Raw genomic sequence first — 15745 nt, 5'->3', positions numbered from 1 at the left:
ATTCTGTGTAGGGGCGATTCTCGAATCGCCAGTCTATAAAATTTCCCTAATTTTCTATATGTTGGTCTGGGTTTTTTCGGGCGATTCTCGAATCGCCCCTACAGGATTTTGTTGTAGACAATAGGAAAATTTTTCCCGGGAGCAATAATTCTGTGTAGGGGCGATTCTCGAATCGCCAGTCTATAAAATTTCCCTAATTTTCTATATGTTGGTCTGGGGTTTTTTCCGGCGATTCTCGAATCGCCCCTACAGGGGGTTTTTTTGAGAATATGGGGGGGTTTTTCGGGCGATTCTCGAATCGCCCCTACAGGGGGTTTTTGAGAAAAGGGGTGGGGTTCCCGGATTCCAGTTTTTACAAATTCCTATGTTCCTAACTGCCTACTGCGGTCAGAAAATCACCGATTTTCACCGACCCCGGGGTGATAATTTTAGCCAGTACGCCAGTTTGTAAATGACCATATCGGTTTTTCAAAACTGATAATAACCTTAAATTGCGATCGCCACTGTCTGGATCGACTTCGATATTGGCACAGCGTCCAATTTTAGCTGTAATCACAATCTTAGAGTCTCCTAAGTAAAATTCTTCTCCAACTCCGTTAAATTCTTCCCAGGGGGAAATTCCTTCGAGTAAAATATTCGGGCGAAATCGTCGCACATCAACGAAAGTTCCACAAGCTTCACTTAACTCATTTAAAGTCGCTTGACTCATCAGAGAAATATGCACAGGTGCACGATCTGGATAGCGGGTTGTACCCGTCCGACTGCCGACTAACTGTAAGGGGGAATACTGAGGATGTCTCGCTTCCGGCGTGGGTTTGGCATCGGCGAGAAATCCGGTAAAAAAGGCACTAATGCGATCGCGTCCGGCGCGGGTTTCTGTTGCGGCTTCCAGGAGGGTTACTCCCTGGTGACGAACCGTGAGGCAGTCAGTTACTGCATCATAAAAACAGTCTAATTTTGCCAATTTCGGCCAGTCATTCTGAACGGCAAAATGCCCTTTACTCATCCAGGGGACGAGGGTGGGATGGGGCGTATCACTGCCATCTAAAAACCTCAAGGCAAAGGCGCGATCGCCTCGGATGCCACAATCCTTTTCTAGGGTGACAGCCTGGATTGGATGGGGTGATAATCCCTTAATTGGATAGGAGAATAACTGCTTAACGTGAGATTCCTTCAATGACTTAATCCTCTCTTACTTTCCGAACCCTGGATTCCGGTTTCTTTTCCGGTAATACTTTGAAAATACAAGCCTCCGGCGGTGATTAAAAAGACCAAATAGGCGATAGCTTGCACTAAATACAGTTGCGATCGATATCCAAATAGGGCTTTAAAAACCACGCCGGGAAAGCGGTTATCCGGCAGAATTTGAGTGGCATTCCAAACTTGGGGTCCTAAAATACAGGAATCGGTCCCGGGATGACACCAACTGGCAAACTGAGGGGCGACTGCACTGAATTCTATCACCGCAAGATTGGCACTTTTCAAGGCAGAAATCACCAATCCGGAGACGATTAATAGCAAAAACACTCCCATGATTTGGAAGAAGAGGCGCAGGTTAATCTTTACCCCCCATTTAAACAGCAACGTACCAATTGCAAAGGCCCCGATCAACCCGGCAAAAGCACCGAATACTGGAGTCCAACCGCGCTCAAATTGGGCTAAAATAAACACCACGGTTTCAAATCCTTCTCGGAGAACCGCGATAAAAATTAGGGTAAATACCCCCCAACCGGCTTGATATTCGAGGGAATTTTTGCGGGTTTCTTCCGGGAGTTGGGAGGGAGTGTTTCCTTCAAATAAAGCGGCATTTACGGCCCCTTCGACTTCGCCTTTGAGGGATTTGGCTTGTTTTGTCATCCAAATCAGCATCCAACTGAGCATGGCGATCGCAACTAAACAAAATCCCGCTTTGAGACTCGGTGCGATCGCTGGTGCATATCGCCAATTCGACTGTCCCACCGCTTGCAGAATTCCGCCAAAGATAATCCCCACTAATCCACTGGCAACAATTCCCGTTCCGACCCCCGCATACACCCAAGGATTAAGCTGACTTTGTTGCGCTTTTTTCAAACAAGCTAATACAATCCCTACCACTAAAGCAGCTTCAACTCCCTCCCGCAAGGTAATTACAAATGTCGGTAAAGCAGCACTTATTTCCATAGCTATTAATTCAATAGTTTTGTGAAAATCGATTTTAATCGGATTATGGGGGCAATAATTGCACCCCTAAAAACCCATTGAATAAGTTTAATAAATCAAGTCATGTCTCGCAGCATTTTTCTTAGTTCAATGATATTAACTTCTGAAGAAGCAACCATTTTTCGAGTAAACTTTTCCAAATAAATACTGCTATTTTTGACCAAATCTAATAAGTTCCTATACCGTTCCAGCCCTTTCTTTTCATGATTAATACTTTCTTCAAGAATCATCCGAACCGAATGGGTATAGCTTTCCTCCATTGTAGAAATCCGCAGACTGGGATGTCCTTCTAACCCGGTGATAATTTCTCCGATTTGTTGAGCGCCAGTCAGGGAGTCAGTAGCTTGAGTTTGAAAAAAATTGACAATGGGAATCCGATTGGGTCCTGTTACCACGAGGGAATAGTGGGTATAAAGCACCACCCCCGCCAGTTCAAACTCCATGCTACTATTCAATAATTCAATGGTTCTTTTAAGGTTAAGTTCTTTCATTTGTTTACTTGAGTCTGAGCATCGGGGAAAGAGTAGAGAGGGTTTGGCAACCCTCTTTTCTGTCTGTCAAAAAATAGTAACAGAATGGAAATGATGGCGAGTCCCCTGTAGGGGTTTGGTTGCCAAACCCTCTTTATCTGTCAGCTTCTTTTTGCCGGAGTGTTTAATGCCTAGATTGCGCGAGACGATCGCCCATTCAACCGGACTTTAGATAAAATCGCGCAACATTTTTTTAATTTCTATGTTGTGCATTTCTTCTTGTCCAATTTGAGTCCGCGCGAATTCTTCCAAATACACGCTGGCATTTTCTACGGTATCGAGCAATTCTTTGTACATATCGAGGGCTTTTTTCTCATGGTTGAGACTTTCCTCTAAAATGTCACGGACGGAATGGCGATCGCTTTCCTCAATGGGTGCAATTCTCAGGCTAGGATGTCCTTCTAACCCGGTGATAATTTCTCCCACCTGTTGAGCATGGGTGAGGGATTCCGCAGCTTGAGCTTGAAAAAAGCTGACGATGGGAATCCGATTCGGGCCGGTTACCATTAGGGAATAATGGGTATAGCGTACCACACCAGCCAGCTCAAATTCCATAATCGTATTGAGCAAGTCAATGGTTTTTGGGAGATCGAGGTCTTTCATGTCGTTTTCGAGGGTTTCAGATGGGTTCAATTATTTGAACATTTTTTGGACGCAATTATCAAGTAGGGATTCCCCTGCTAGGATGGGTTATTTGTGTTTTGCAATCCCGATAATTACCAACCTGCAATAATTAACCGTTTGGCCCGAAGTCGCTGGCGATCGCCAGGAGAGTAAGGTCAGATTTTGTGCGGGTTGAGGTTCCTATCAAAATAGGTGAAAAACTTAATCCACCTGGGGATGGATTCTTCTAGCTAATTTTTAATTTTACACCAAATCGGATTCCACAATTCCGATCGGGTTGACCCGAGTTTCAAGAAAAATTAAGGTTTCATCACTTAACCAAAAATTAATGAAAAAAATCCCAACTTTCTCCCCGGCCCAAGGGAGAAAATTTATAGGGCAAACACCTTACCGGGTCAGCCTTTCCAGCCCTTAGATACTCACCTCCCAGACAGAACCTCATCCCCTAGGAGGGCATTGTCAAGTTTTCTAAAACGCGCTTTCCTATTAATATTCGAGCGATCGCAAGCTGTTCTCAATCCGAAACAACCTCACGGATATTCCGAATCTGGCTGAGGCGATCGCCGCAACCAATCTTTCATTAACCCCTTAAAAAATGAAGAAAAACTTAATTATTCTCACCCTCCTAGCCGGAATCCTTCCCACCCTACTCATGGGGTGTGAGCGAGATAGCACCCCAGTCACCTCAACTCCCGAACCCGTCACCCTAGAATCCGCCCCCAGCGAGACTCCGGGAACCGAAACTGCCTCTGGAGAAACCGGAACACTCCAAATTGTCGCCAACGGTGAGGACTTCGTGCGAGACGGCTTCACCTCCAAAGATGGTTGGGAGATCAACTTTAATGATGTTTACGTCAACCTCGCTGAAGTCACCGCCTACCAAACCGACCCCCCCTACAATCCGGAAACCGACAGTCAGCTAAACCCCAAGCAACAAGTCCAACTGGATGGAGTGAAAACCGTAGACTTAACCGCCACTCCAGAAAACCCCTCCCCAGTCCTGGCGGAAGTCCCGGCACCTGCGGGTCAATACAATGCCCTCTCCTGGAAAATGGTCCAAGGAACCGAAGGCCCTACAGCAGGCTACAGCTTAATCATGGATGGAACGGCGCAAAAAGATGGACAAACCATCCCCTTTGTCCTCAAACTCGATCGCGAAATGGCCTTTACCTGCGGCGAATTCGTCGGGGATCAACGCAAAGGCATGGTTTCCCCGGGCAGTCAGGGCCAGTTAGAAGCCACCTTCCATTTCGATCACCTGTTTGGCGATGCTGGTGCACCGGCAGATGATGAAATCAACGTCAAGGCCCTGGGATTTGAGCCGATCGCTGCTTTAGCCTCCGGGGATCAAGTAAATATGACCGCCACAGAACTCCAACAAGCCCTTACCCCAGAAGATTATCAAACTCTGCAAAACCTCCTCCCCTCCTTGGGGCACGTTGGAGAAGGCCATTGTCAGGAATCTACGTCATTATGATAGACAGCCTGACCCTGCCACCTTTGCAAGAAAAATATCCACATCAGGAATCAAAACTTTACCATGATTAATCGACCGAACACTCCAACTGCTGCGGAGGCAGTCCTCTGGGCGTTTGCCAGTGGGCTGTTTGCCTGGACCCTTGGAAATCCTCTAGCGGCGATCGCCCACGGGGTTCAACTGACTCATCAGACCCTCGAAGCAGTCGAGGTCCAGGCCCTCTTCGATAATGGCGACCCCATGTCCAATGCCCAAATCACCGTTTATGCCCCCACGGACCCCGAAACGCCCTGGCAGCAAGGGACTGCGGACAAAAACGGACGGTTTTTGTTTGCCCCGGACCCCTCCCTGGCGGGAAATTGGGCGGTTCGGGTCCGGCAAGCGGGTCATGGGGGGATCATAAATGTGGCGATCGCCCCAGAAACTCCCCCGGAGGCGGCAGTTGCCCCTCCCGATAGCAACGGCGTTGCCAAGGTTGCCCCCAGTTCCGGGACCCTCAGTGCTCGGAGTCCCTCGGTCAACCCTCTTCCCACCGGCTTGGCGATCGTCTCCGGGGTCTGGGGATTTGTCGGAACTGCCCTATATTTTTCCCGGTTTAATGGCAACGGACGAGGTGGCCCCGGCACAGAAAAAGATTCCGTTGCCTAATTCAATCTCTCCCTTAATATAAATTTTGCCCTAGGGCAATCTCTCTTTTCGATTTGATTCAATGCATATTCCCGATGGTATTCTTCCAGCTAGTCTTTGTATCGCCGGTTATGGCGCAACCGGGGCTGCCACTTGGTATTCCCTGCGCCAAATTAATCGCGATCGCAATCCCCAAGCGCAAATTCCCAAAGCCTCCTTACTCACCGCAGCCTTTTTTGTCGCCTCTTGGATTCATATCCCCGTCCCTCCCGTCAGCGTGCACTTAGTTCTTAATGGACTCTTAGGCACCGTCCTCGGTTATTATGCCTTTCCCGCCATTCTGATTGGGTTATTTTTCCAAGCCATTATGTTTGGTCATGGGGGACTAACGACCCTGGGAGTCAATGCCATCATGATGGGAATTCCCGCCTTAATTGCTTACCAAATCTTTCAGATGCGCCATTGGTTTAAAACCCGTTCGGGAAACATTACCCTGAGTTTATTTGCCTTTCTAGCGGGTGCAGTCGGATTAGGACTAGCTGCGGCCATCTTTTTTGTTCTCATCATCACCACTATTCCCGGGGAATTAGATGTGAATACGGAAAGAAATGCCATTTATGGACTAATGTTGGCTCACCTTCCCTTAATGCTAATTGAAGGGGCATTTACCGCGATGTTAGTCCTCTTTCTCAATCGGGTTAAACCGGAACTGATTGGGGATTAGCCCTCAAAAAAACCCCGCAGGCTCAAGCCTGGGGCTACACGGACAAAGCCCGCCTGCGCGGGCTGAAGAGTAAAATAGGTCTTTCACAAGTGGATTTAGGATGATACCCCATTTTATCGGTTAGCCCGCGCAGGCGGGCTTTGTTAGTATAGCCCCAGGCTTGAGCCTGTGGGTGTGTAACCGAACTTAAAACTAAAGCTAATAATTATCAAGGAACCAGGATGAAGTTTGGATTAGACGATTATGCTCATTTAGAATCCCCCTTACATCAATGGGAACCCCGATGTAAATTAATCGGATTGATGGGATTAATTTTTGCCTTTGCAATGGTGCAGGATCGGCGCTTGATTCTGCCCATGTTAGCGGTGAGTGCAGGCATTTATGTTTTATCTCAACTGCCCCTTGCTTACTGGCGAATGCGGTTGCGCTATCCAGGATTGTTTCTGGTGGGAGTTGTGGGATTTCTGCCCTTTATTTCCGGACAGACGGTGCTATTTAAACTCGGTCCGATTGCCCTCTATCAAGAAGGACTGCTGGCAATGGTAACCATCGCCAGTCGGTTTTTAGCGATTATTACCCTGTCGTTGGTTTTGTTTGGGACGGCTTCTTTTTTAACCACAATTAGAACCCTAAGAACCCTGGGTTTGTCTCCGATTTTAACCGATATGATGGTGCTGTTTTATCGGTATTTATTTGAACTCGGCGATCGCCTGCATACGATGCAGTCTGCTATGCGTTTGCGAGGGTTCAAACGCACCCGCCTCACCCCCCGCGCTTTACAAACCTTTGCCTCCGTTGCGGGAACCCTGTTAGTCCAAAGTTATGAGCAATCAGAACGAATTTATCAGGCGATGCGATTGCGGGGTTATGGTCAAAAAACCGTTCTCTACCAGACTCAGCCTTGGCAATTCAAAGATGTGATGGGTTTAGGATTGGTTTTGGGGCTTGCGGGGACGTTTATGGCAGCAGAATTGTGGCTATCTTCGGGCAGTTTATAACTTAAACTTTCGGGAGGCTTCTTCATACAAGGACAAGGCTAAATCGCGGATTAGTTCTTCATTGTCGAAACTATCCCCAAATTTAGTTTTCGCCATTTCAATACAGGTTTTCATCACATCCGATGAGCGATCGAGATGAGTGGCGATCGCCAACCGTTCCGCATCTTCCCAATGGGGTATCTTTGGAGTCTTCAACTGTTGTGCCTTTTTGCGTTGCAATTCTTCCGAAAATCCAGCAGCAACAATCCCCGCAGGCAAGGCAAACAATCCAATCCCAATAAACGCCAAAGTTGCCCCAAATAATTTACCCAAAACCGTCACCGGATACACATCCCCATACCCCACCGTAGTTAATGTCACCACTCCCCACCACATCGCTGCCGGAATACTGGGAAACGCATCCGGTTGTTCCTGACTTTCAGCAAAAAACATCAAACTTGAGGCAAAAATTAGTAAAATAAACACCGTAAACACCGTCATGATTAATTCATTTTTTTTGGACTCAATCACCCGGAGAATGGTTTGGAGGGCATCGGAGTAGCGAATTAATTTGAGCAGTCGCAACAGGCGCAAAACATTAACAAAATTTATCGAACGAATTAGAGGAAATAATACCATCAAATAAAACGGCAAAATGGCGATTAAATCAATCACCATCAACGGCGTTGTCGCATAGCGCAATCGTCCCCACACCGGATGAGCATATCGCGGATCGACGGTACAGCACCAAAGTTGGATAATATATAATAAACTAAAGCAGGCCACGGCCACAATTTCGATTTCATCAACAAAAAGCTGAAAATTAGAGGAAATAAATGCCGAAGTTTCTAAAATAAAAGCCGTGACATCTAAAACAACTAACAGGCTGACCCCCCAGTCATCAACCCGGCTTAATAAATCCGTCGGGTCTGAAGATTCGAGAACTTGATAAACTCTAGCTTTTATGGATTGGCTCATGATGTGTTATTTATCTCATGACGCTTTAAAAATTTAACCGCACTATTGCTCATCCTATCATATCCGATGAAAGAACAGATAGAACCCTTAACCTCTAACAACCTCACAGATAATCTCCCCGGGAATCTTTTAGAAGTCTCATCCAATTCCGTGGCGATCACCCGGGAGAATGTGGCAGTCGCCATTGATGAACTCTGCTTCTCCTATCCTGACAAAGCCGATGTTTTACAAAATATCAGTCTGCGAATTCACCAAGGCGATCGCATCGGACTGATTGGGTCCAATGGTGCAGGCAAAACCAGTTTATTTTTATCCATTTGTGGCATTCTCAAGCCCATTTCTGGACAAATCACCCTCTTGAATAGTCCCGTTATTCCCGGGGAATTCCGTCCCGAAATTGGCTTAGTGTTTCAAAACCCCAACGATCAACTCTTCTCGGCATCCGTCTGGGATGATGTTGCCTTTGGACCGCAAAATATGGGACTATCTGGGTCAGAATTGAGCGATCGCGTCAGAACCGCCCTCGACTTAACCGGAGTCCGGGACCTAGAAACTCGTCCCCCCCACCATCTTTCTGGCGGACAAAAGCGGATGGTGGCGATCGCCACCGTTTTAGCCATGCAACCTCAAATTATCCTCTATGATGAACCCAGCGCCAACCTAGATTTGCGAGCCCGTCGGCGTTTAATCCACTTCTTGCAGGCATCCCAGGAAACCTTACTAATTTCCTCTCACGACTTAGAACTGATTCTCGAAGTGTGCGATCGGGTCATCCTCATGGACGAAGGACGGATCATCACCACCGGCAGTCCCGATGTCGTCATGGCAGATGCACCCCTGATGGAAGCACATGGGTTGGAAAAACCCCACTCCCTCCTCCACCATCGCCCTGTTCATCACCCCTAATCGGGGACCCTGCCATCAGAATTTCCCCACAATTCTCAGGCAGAGGGCCACTAGCGCTTAGAAACCGGGTTTCTTATCCAAATTTCTGCTAATTTGCCAGAAATTCCCGCCAGAAACCCGGTTTCTTGTCCTCATCGATTTCCTACTGTAGCGACCCCCCAAGAAAACCGGGCGATCGCCTCAGTTATATAAATTTTCTGTATCACCTCCCAGAAACCTCCACCAGACATCCTGCCGTCTGTATAACCTGTCCAGGGAATGCGGATTTCTCCTGCAAAGACAGAATATCCAATTGTCTCAGCAGAAATCAACCTTTCCCTGTATCATAATCTTTTAGCCGCTCAATAGGAGCCATTCTCATGGATCTCGTTAGCTTACTCATTACCTGGATCATCACCTCCATCAGCTTGTTTATTATTTCTAAACTGCCCACCGGCGTAGAAATAGATGGATTTCAAAAAGCCTTAATTTCCGCCGCCGTCTTTGGCGTTTTAAATGCGCTGATTAAGCCAATCTTACAAGTTTTAGCCTTCCCAATCACCTTCCTCACCCTGGGATTGTTCAGCCTGGTTATCAATGCGATTATCTTTGGATTAGCCGCTTGGTTAGTCACCGGATTTCGCCTCCGTTGGGGAGTTTGGAGTGCACTCATCGGGACCTTAGCCCTCAGCTTTATCAACTCCATCCTGTTTAACCTATTGGCAAGGCTTTAGTCCGGAATCGGGGAATATTGCCCGCCTAACTTCCCCCCAGATGGGATAAACACAAAAGCGATCGCCCCTCTTGTTACTTAAAATAAGGACAATTGTCGATACTCAGGCATCTCATTCAAATCACCACTTGGCGATCGCTTTTCTGTATTGTTCTTCCCAAACCGAATCCCCGCATCCAAACACTCTAACGCCTGTCTAACATTCCTCGGCAATTAATGACATGAAAACTGCTATAATTAATCAAATATTTTTTTAATTAAGTAATCGCCATGACTGAGTTACTGGAACGGGCAATTGCCCTGATGCAGGCTTTACCGGAAGAGGAACAAGATGCGATCGCCTCTGTGATTTTGGCAGAAATTGAGGATGAGCAACACTGGGATGAATCCTTCTCGCGATCGGCGGATACCCTTGCCCAACTCGCCGCTTCAGCAATGACTGAGTATCACGCCGGTCAAACTCAAAAACTCGATCCCGAGACCCTATGAAGTCTCGAACTACGGCACAGTTCCGTAAATTATTTGCTAAATAATAAATCATTACATATTTAGGACTACCCGTTTTTATGCAAGGTCGCCCGACGGTTAGGGGCTTTCTTTTTAGGGTAAGGAGCAATGCAGCCATCCCAAAGCCAGATAACACCCGCAGAATACCGAAACTTTTTGAACGAAGACCTGCGCTTGACTTACAATGAATGTCTTGGTATAATGGACAAAATAAAATTGTGTTGGTACTCCCATGCCAGAGGTAGTTCTAGCTCCCCAAGTAAAGACTGAGATAGATCGTCTTGCTCAAGTCAGGCAAGTTGACTCCAAGCTTTTGGAGGAATTTGCCTATTTCGTTCTTGAGATCTCAAAGCAAAAGTCAAGTAAGAAAGCTCAGTCTCTGAAGACTAATGAACTAAAACAAGCTATCTATGAGCGTTTTAGCGTAAAGGATACATCAGAGTTGAAAAAATCTGGTGCATTCAGGATGGCTACTGATGGCATGGGCAAATTAAACTTTCGCTTAAAACCAACTTGGGAAACACTCTATCGAAAATTTGTGGGTATTCTTCCAAATGAGCAAAGCCAGGAAGGATATGGTTGTATTAATGGAATTGATATCTTTAAATATTTTAAGCCCTGGCAAGTATTTGACTTAAATCCCCAAACTGCCACCAAGAATGATGTTAAAACTGCTTACTATCAATTATCAAAAATTTATCATCCTGATAATTTAGTAACGGGTGATCGAGCAATTTTTGAGCAAGTGGAAAATATGTACAAGAGTATAATTGCTGGATTTTGATCATGAATTTTGATAGAGAAGTTTTCTATATTGAAGAAACTAAGCTTGCTCAATCTTTAGAACTACAGCCACAAAATTTGGACGAAATAGTTGATTGCTTACAGACATCGACTGATGAAAGTATTCGACTCAAAGAATGGTTACATTTTGTAGTTCAAAATTATGTAAACAAGCAACAGCCCATTAGAATATTTTCTCGTGAAGGGGCTTTGGCTATTGCAAGCTATCTAGATTTGAGCGGTGGAGCCACTGAAATTTCCCTAAAAAGAGTAATTGCATTACTAGATAAATATAGTACCAATAAAATAGATGCAAAAATTCGTAAAACCCTGTATAAAAATAGTTCTTCTTTAGTTTTTAGGAATGAACGTCACTGGCTTAGTCAAGCAGATGTAGTGCGGATATTTATGACCACTTCATCAAGGTTAAAGGAGGCGTTTAGAGCTATTCAAAGATCGAATTTCCCAATGAGAATGAATATAGACTTTGAAAATTATGAAGGCATGAGATTCTTCTCTTTGTCGGGCTTAGAAAAACTTAGTATAGAATTGTCCTTAGAATTGCGATCCGAGGAGAGGCGAGCTTATTGTAAACGGGTGAGTGAAGTGGCTCCTCCTGTTGTATTAAAACTTCTGGCGATCGCACCTTCTCCAGATCCAAAACAAATTGACCAAGCTATGAACTTTGCCAAAAATAGAGATCAAAAAACTTGTCAGGTGACTGGTGCCTTTAGAGATAAGTATAACCAAGGAATTGAACTGGTTGGTCATCATCTTTATGACAAAACTGTGTATCATTCTCTCAGCGCCGAGCCAGAGAACATATTAACAATTGACAAAAGACTGCATGAGGATTTTCATCAATGGAATGGAGGAACCCAAAAAACTTGTACAATCGATGACTTCATTGAGTATGTGGAGTGGCGCTATCCCGACAAGCATGAATTAATCTTAACCTTACTTAATAAGCGAGGAGTTCTAATGATTAAATTGGCTCAATTACAACGAACACTACCTAAAAGTAGAGATTAAGTTCTCGTTAGTGTCCTTAGTGTATTGTCATCTGGATCTAGCGGTTTCAGCAACCTATGACAGCATGGGTACTCTTAAGCGAATTCATCTGCCATAGCCGCATCCTCATCCCCCACCTCTACCAAAAACCAACGCAATGTTCCGCCTATACTGCGTTGGCGTAGCCTACAGTAAGCATAATCAATCTTTGGTATGGAGTGAATTACAAGATTAATGACTCATATTTAGCCCGCATACGCGGGCTAATTTCATGTAGTGTTACCTTCAAGGTAAGGAATTCTAATCTTGCTGATTGGCAAATTTGCTTGCGCCGAGGAAGGATAATCCCAAGGCGGCGATCGCCAGAACAACCAGACTATACCAGGGAAACTGATTCATATCGTAAGCAGCGGCCCTCAATCCAATACTGGTATAAGTCAAAGGCAACAGATACACCACCACTTTTAACGCCGCTGGTAATTGCACTGGGTCAAAAAAAGTTGCTCCTAGAAATGACATGGGAACAATGATAAAATTGTTATAAATCCCCACACTTTCCAAGGATTTGACCGTTAATCCCACCAACACTCCCAATCCCGAAAATACGGCACAATTGAGCAGTAATACCAGTAAAAATAGGGGATTGAGGAAACTCCAAATTTTGCCAGTAAACAGAATTGCAACGAGGAGGACCGAACCGGAGGTCATCAACCCGCGCAAAATTCCAGCCATCATTTTGCCGAGATATAACGAGAGGGGATGGATCGGCAACAGCAGCATTTCTTCAAAGTTTTTAGTAAATAAACGTTCCCCACAAATGGAAAACACTGTCCCGGCAAAACAGATCGTCATGGAAGACAGGGCGACCATTCCCGGTAACATGAATTCTAGGTAACTATTTCCCCCATCCATGCCCGATCGCATGGTATTTCCTAACCCTAAACCAAATGCTAGGATATAAATCAACGGAGAAACCAGTCCCGAGGCGGCCACTTGGACTACCCGCACCCGTAAATCGAGCCAGTCTCCCCATAAAATCGTGATACTATCGTCCCAGAGGGTGGATAGGGGCGATCGCGATCGCCCAGAAGTCACTTCCGGTTTTAGTTTGAGTTCAGATGCCACAATACCCGCTTGTTGTCTTGTTTTCCTTCTTCAGTTTTACAACACTTCCACGACTTTGTTTCGAGAGGAAAAACCCGATTTAATCACAATGGCAGATTTGGGAACCTCAAATTTATCCGCCAACAGTTTAATTAACTCGGCATTCGCCTTGTCATCAACCGGAGGGGATTTCAGACGAATCGTCAAACTGCCATCAGGTTCTTCCGTAATCTGCTGCTGTTTAGAATTCGGTTTAACTTTAATTCGGTAGACTGGCACAATTTAAGCAACAACAGGACTAATCATCTGATCCAACGCCGATCGCGCCGCAACTAAATCATAAGGAATTCGAGGTTTCATCGGGCGATAATCCCGGGGATTAGGGGTTCCATTTCGCAACACCGCATTCACCACCAGACAGGGTTCATCGCTGAAATTAATCGCACTATGGGGAACTCTAGGCGGAATGGTGACCACTGCCGGATAGCGATCGCTCAAAGGAATATAGCGGTATTCACCGTCCTGTAACACGACTAACACAAAACTGCCCCGGACCACCAGCAATTGATCCGTCTGAAAATGGTGAACGAATAAATCATCGCAGGTCCGCGCTTTTACCTGGACTAACATGGTTTCATGACTGGATTGGGGGGTATAAAACTCAGTCATTCCAGACTGCATGGTTTCTAAAAGCCGAACTTTAACAGACTCAGTTAAACGCATGGATTTTCCTCCATCAGGTTTCTTATAGTTCTGATTATGTCGCAGGTTTCCATAAATTTTTGTAAATCTTGGCACGAAGTTGGCCAAAGTATGGTATGTAACGGGGCAAAGCCCCCTAATGAAGAGGAATCGGTCATGACACAGCAACACCCGCATCCCAAGCGTCGCCCGGATCTCACCGGATGGATTGTCCGATTTGTCTGTGGGGCGATCGCCGGAATATTTATCGCGATATTTTTCATTTGGGATGGGATGACTGCGGTCGGTGCAGTCGCCTGGAGTTTAGGATTAGGGACCCTATTCGGGTTCTGTGCCGCCCAATGGGGCGATCGCTTTTGGCAATTTCTGGGTCGCTGGTGGCGGTGGTTCTAACGCAGATTGAGGCCGGACTTACACATTTTTGGAGACAGCACTTACGGGAGCATCTCAATGTTGCCTAAAAACCAGTCGGACCTCTCCCCAAACCCCTCCCCACCTCTCCCCCGGCCCTCTCCTACAAGGAGAGGGAGAATCAGGAACTTTTTTTATTGCTGGAGGGGCTTTGAGACTCCCCCTGACGGCTCCCCCTTCCCTAGACAGGGAAGGGGGCACCGGCGGTTAGGTCTCTTGAACAAATTGAGATGCTCCCACACTTACACATTTTTGGACAGCAAACGCCAAAATGTAGAGGCGATTCGCGAATCGCCTCTACATTTGCGGTTCAATAGACCTCTTGCAAAATTCTTTAAAGCCCCCCAGGAACTAAATATTTATTCCTCTGGCCTCCCCCTTCTTAAGGGGGACGGGAGGGGGATAATCAGGGGGGTTGGGGGGATCAATCCTTTTTTTTGCAAGAGGTCTAATGTTAGAGATTGCATAAGTTTTGGGAAAGTGAACCTCAATTGTAGGGTTGATTCGCGAATCAACCCTACAATTGAGAGTTTAGGCATAAATCCTGTTAAGATTAAACTGCCGCTAGGTCGCGATGCTCGATTTTCGTGCCTAAAACTTTGAGAAATTCCGCCAACCAAGCGGAATGAGCAGGCCAAGCGGGGGCCGTGACCAGATTACCATCTACTATCGCCTCATCCACGGCGATCGCCACATAAGTCCCCCCAGCGCGAGTCACATCGGGACCACAGGCGGGGTAAGCAGTGCAGCGTTTCCCTTGTAGGACATCTGCTGCTGCCAACAGTTGCAATCCGTGACAAATTGAGGCGATCGGCTTATTTTCCTGAGCAAAATGACGAGTAATTTCCAAAACCCGCTCATTTAGGCGAATGTATTCCGGCGCACGTCCTCCTGGGATTACCAACGCATCATAGGTTGCCGGATCCACTTCCGCAAACGTCGCATTCAGGGCGAAATTATGTCCCGGTTTTTCGCTATAGGTTTGGTCCCCTTCAAAATCGTGAATCGCAGTCCGAACCGTTTCTCCAGCAGTCTTATCGGGACAGACGGCATGAACGATATGACCCACCATTTGCAGCGCTTGAAAGGGGACCATCACTTCATAATCTTCCACATAATCGCCCACCAACATCAAAATCCGCTTTCCAGTCATGTTTGGACTCCTTGGCAAAAGTTAAAAGACAAAAAAATGAAGCAAAACTGACTTACTGCGTAACCCGTCAGCTTTGCTTCATTTTAATCAGTGGCAACACCCAACGGGGGTTAAAACCTTGTAGGGGCGATTCGCGAATCGCCCCTACATTCGGTCCTCTGTAGGGGCGATTCGCGAATCGCCCTCCAGGCGGGGGATTGCTCCCCTGCCTGGTGTTGCTAGAAACCGTTGCGGCCCCAAATCACCATCGAGATGGAGAAAGTAAAAACACCTAAAAAAGCAGCCCAGCCGACAGTCAGAATATCCATAGTCTTATTTCA

20 protein-coding genes are annotated in these 15745 nt (G+C 46.2%); 10 read left to right on the top strand and 10 right to left on the bottom strand.

The genetic code is table 11. The features are described 5' to 3' along the window. Window positions 1-370: 370 nt before the first annotated feature. The 4 genes from NG833_RS11730 to NG833_RS11715 form a co-directional block, all read right to left on the bottom strand. Window positions 371-1177, bottom strand: coding sequence for an MOSC domain-containing protein (locus tag NG833_RS11730; protein WP_254565472.1), 807 nt, complete (start codon window positions 1175-1177; stop codon window positions 371-373). Continuing rightward, entirely contained in the window at window positions 1174-2160 is a 987-nt protein-coding gene (locus NG833_RS11725; protein ID WP_254565471.1) for an FTR1 family protein, read from the bottom strand. Before NG833_RS11725 ends, NG833_RS11730 begins: the two co-directional genes overlap by 4 nt. A gap of 95 nt (window positions 2161-2255) precedes the next feature. Then, on the bottom strand, window positions 2256-2690 hold the full coding sequence (locus NG833_RS11720) for a ferritin-like domain-containing protein (RefSeq protein ID WP_254565470.1): 435 nt from the start codon (window positions 2688-2690) through the stop codon (window positions 2256-2258). Window positions 2691-2897: 207 nt separating this feature from the next. Further along, window positions 2898-3332, bottom strand: a complete 435-nt coding sequence (locus tag NG833_RS11715) for a bacterioferritin (protein WP_207089420.1) — start codon at window positions 3330-3332, stop codon at window positions 2898-2900. Between the two features lie 616 nt (window positions 3333-3948). On the opposite strand from NG833_RS11715, the gene NG833_RS11710 reads away from it, so the two are divergent. From NG833_RS11710 to cbiQ, 4 genes are all read left to right on the top strand, one after another. Then, window positions 3949-4830 carry a DUF4382 domain-containing protein gene (locus NG833_RS11710; RefSeq protein ID WP_254565469.1) on the top strand — a complete coding sequence of 294 codons (882 nt, stop codon included), beginning with the start codon at window positions 3949-3951 and terminating at the stop codon, window positions 4828-4830. Between the two features lie 63 nt (window positions 4831-4893). Next, the gene (locus tag NG833_RS11705; protein WP_254565468.1) at window positions 4894-5478 is read left to right on the top strand and encodes a DUF4198 domain-containing protein; all 585 of its coding nucleotides are present in this window, start codon (window positions 4894-4896) and stop codon (window positions 5476-5478) included. Between the two features lie 61 nt (window positions 5479-5539). After that, window positions 5540-6181 carry a cobalt transporter CbiM gene (gene cbiM / locus NG833_RS11700; RefSeq protein WP_254565467.1) on the top strand — a complete coding sequence of 214 codons (642 nt, stop codon included), beginning with the start codon at window positions 5540-5542 and terminating at the stop codon, window positions 6179-6181. A gap of 221 nt (window positions 6182-6402) precedes the next feature. After that, window positions 6403-7179: a cobalt ECF transporter T component CbiQ gene (cbiQ, locus tag NG833_RS11695; RefSeq protein WP_254565466.1), complete on the top strand. Its 777-nt coding sequence runs from the start codon at window positions 6403-6405 to the stop codon at window positions 7177-7179. Here the strand turns inward: cbiQ and NG833_RS11690 are convergent. Beyond that, on the bottom strand, window positions 7174-8136 hold the full coding sequence (locus NG833_RS11690) for an ion transporter (protein ID WP_254565465.1): 963 nt from the start codon (window positions 8134-8136) through the stop codon (window positions 7174-7176). The genes cbiQ and NG833_RS11690 overlap by 6 nt on opposite strands. 66 nt (window positions 8137-8202) lie before the next feature. Between NG833_RS11690 and NG833_RS11685 the strand changes: the two genes are divergently transcribed. From NG833_RS11685 to NG833_RS11665, 5 genes are all read left to right on the top strand, one after another. Continuing rightward, window positions 8203-9042 carry an energy-coupling factor ABC transporter ATP-binding protein gene (locus tag NG833_RS11685; RefSeq protein WP_254565464.1) on the top strand — a complete coding sequence of 280 codons (840 nt, stop codon included), beginning with the start codon at window positions 8203-8205 and terminating at the stop codon, window positions 9040-9042. A gap of 359 nt (window positions 9043-9401) precedes the next feature. Further along, window positions 9402-9755 (top strand): phage holin family protein, encoded by a 354-nt coding sequence (locus NG833_RS11680; protein WP_254565463.1) that lies wholly within the window; start codon window positions 9402-9404, stop codon window positions 9753-9755. Between the two features lie 269 nt (window positions 9756-10024). Continuing rightward, the gene (locus tag NG833_RS11675) at window positions 10025-10243 is read left to right on the top strand and encodes a hypothetical protein (protein WP_254565462.1); all 219 of its coding nucleotides are present in this window, start codon (window positions 10025-10027) and stop codon (window positions 10241-10243) included. Window positions 10244-10493: 250 nt separating this feature from the next. Next, window positions 10494-11045: a DnaJ family molecular chaperone gene (locus tag NG833_RS11670; RefSeq protein ID WP_254565461.1), complete on the top strand. Its 552-nt coding sequence runs from the start codon at window positions 10494-10496 to the stop codon at window positions 11043-11045. Window positions 11046-11047: 2 nt separating this feature from the next. Next, window positions 11048-12076 (top strand): hypothetical protein, encoded by a 1029-nt coding sequence (locus tag NG833_RS11665; RefSeq protein WP_254565460.1) that lies wholly within the window; start codon window positions 11048-11050, stop codon window positions 12074-12076. A 279-nt stretch (window positions 12077-12355) separates the two neighbouring features. Here NG833_RS11665 and NG833_RS11660 read toward each other — a convergent pair whose 3' ends face one another. The 3 genes from NG833_RS11660 to NG833_RS11650 are packed head-to-tail and all read right to left on the bottom strand — an operon-like array spanning window position 12356 to window position 13882. Continuing rightward, window positions 12356-13180 carry an ABC transporter permease gene (locus NG833_RS11660; protein WP_254565459.1) on the bottom strand — a complete coding sequence of 275 codons (825 nt, stop codon included), beginning with the start codon at window positions 13178-13180 and terminating at the stop codon, window positions 12356-12358. A 36-nt stretch (window positions 13181-13216) separates the two neighbouring features. Then, window positions 13217-13438, bottom strand: coding sequence for a DUF167 domain-containing protein (locus NG833_RS11655; protein ID WP_254565458.1), 222 nt, complete (start codon window positions 13436-13438; stop codon window positions 13217-13219). Between the two features lie 3 nt (window positions 13439-13441). Next, window positions 13442-13882: a hypothetical protein gene (locus NG833_RS11650; RefSeq protein WP_015151759.1), complete on the bottom strand. Its 441-nt coding sequence runs from the start codon at window positions 13880-13882 to the stop codon at window positions 13442-13444. A 135-nt stretch (window positions 13883-14017) separates the two neighbouring features. Here NG833_RS11650 and NG833_RS11645 point away from each other — a divergent pair, with 135 nt between their 5' ends. After that, on the top strand, window positions 14018-14254 hold the full coding sequence (locus NG833_RS11645) for a hypothetical protein (RefSeq protein WP_254565457.1): 237 nt from the start codon (window positions 14018-14020) through the stop codon (window positions 14252-14254). A gap of 571 nt (window positions 14255-14825) precedes the next feature. On the opposite strand, the gene NG833_RS11640 is transcribed toward NG833_RS11645, so the two are convergent. Both NG833_RS11640 and petN read right to left on the bottom strand, forming a co-directional pair. Continuing rightward, complete coding sequence (locus tag NG833_RS11640) at window positions 14826-15425, bottom strand: DJ-1/PfpI family protein (RefSeq protein ID WP_254565456.1); 600 nt, start codon at window positions 15423-15425, stop codon at window positions 14826-14828. Between the two features lie 218 nt (window positions 15426-15643). Next, window positions 15644-15733 (bottom strand): cytochrome b6-f complex subunit PetN, encoded by a 90-nt coding sequence (petN, locus tag NG833_RS11635; protein ID WP_015151762.1) that lies wholly within the window; start codon window positions 15731-15733, stop codon window positions 15644-15646. Between the last annotated feature and the right edge of the window lie 12 nt (window positions 15734-15745).

Source organism: Oscillatoria sp. HE19RPO, assembly GCF_024220515.1.
In the GTDB taxonomy this organism is placed as follows: Bacteria; Cyanobacteriota; Cyanobacteriia; order Cyanobacteriales; family Laspinemataceae; genus Laspinema.
Note: the sequence above shows the minus strand (reverse complement) of the source record. Positions and strands in the feature narration are given on the sequence as shown.

Excerpts from the sequence above, each read along its gene's own strand:
- NG833_RS11725 (WP_254565471.1), bottom strand. The coding sequence starts at position 2,160 with ATGGAAATAAGTGCTGCTTTACCGACATTTGTAATTACCTTGCGGGAG.
- NG833_RS11720 (WP_254565470.1), bottom strand. The coding sequence starts at position 2,690 with ATGAAAGAACTTAACCTTAAAAGAACCATTGAATTATTGAATAGTAGC.
- NG833_RS11715 (WP_207089420.1), bottom strand. The coding sequence starts at position 3,332 with ATGAAAGACCTCGATCTCCCAAAAACCATTGACTTGCTCAATACGATT.
- NG833_RS11710 (WP_254565469.1), top strand. The coding sequence starts at position 3,949 with ATGAAGAAAAACTTAATTATTCTCACCCTCCTAGCCGGAATCCTTCCC.
- NG833_RS11705 (WP_254565468.1), top strand. The coding sequence starts at position 4,894 with ATGATTAATCGACCGAACACTCCAACTGCTGCGGAGGCAGTCCTCTGG.
- cbiM (WP_254565467.1), top strand. The coding sequence starts at position 5,540 with ATGCATATTCCCGATGGTATTCTTCCAGCTAGTCTTTGTATCGCCGGT.
- cbiQ (WP_254565466.1), top strand. The coding sequence starts at position 6,403 with ATGAAGTTTGGATTAGACGATTATGCTCATTTAGAATCCCCCTTACAT.
- NG833_RS11690 (WP_254565465.1), bottom strand. The coding sequence starts at position 8,136 with ATGAGCCAATCCATAAAAGCTAGAGTTTATCAAGTTCTCGAATCTTCA.
- NG833_RS11685 (WP_254565464.1), top strand. The coding sequence starts at position 8,203 with ATGAAAGAACAGATAGAACCCTTAACCTCTAACAACCTCACAGATAAT.
- NG833_RS11680 (WP_254565463.1), top strand. The coding sequence starts at position 9,402 with ATGGATCTCGTTAGCTTACTCATTACCTGGATCATCACCTCCATCAGC.
- NG833_RS11675 (WP_254565462.1), top strand. The coding sequence starts at position 10,025 with ATGACTGAGTTACTGGAACGGGCAATTGCCCTGATGCAGGCTTTACCG.
- NG833_RS11670 (WP_254565461.1), top strand. The coding sequence starts at position 10,494 with ATGCCAGAGGTAGTTCTAGCTCCCCAAGTAAAGACTGAGATAGATCGT.
- NG833_RS11665 (WP_254565460.1), top strand. The coding sequence starts at position 11,048 with ATGAATTTTGATAGAGAAGTTTTCTATATTGAAGAAACTAAGCTTGCT.
- NG833_RS11650 (WP_015151759.1), bottom strand. The coding sequence starts at position 13,882 with ATGCGTTTAACTGAGTCTGTTAAAGTTCGGCTTTTAGAAACCATGCAG.
- NG833_RS11645 (WP_254565457.1), top strand. The coding sequence starts at position 14,018 with ATGACACAGCAACACCCGCATCCCAAGCGTCGCCCGGATCTCACCGGA.
- NG833_RS11640 (WP_254565456.1), bottom strand. The coding sequence starts at position 15,425 with ATGACTGGAAAGCGGATTTTGATGTTGGTGGGCGATTATGTGGAAGAT.
- petN (WP_015151762.1), bottom strand. The coding sequence starts at position 15,733 with ATGGATATTCTGACTGTCGGCTGGGCTGCTTTTTTAGGTGTTTTTACT.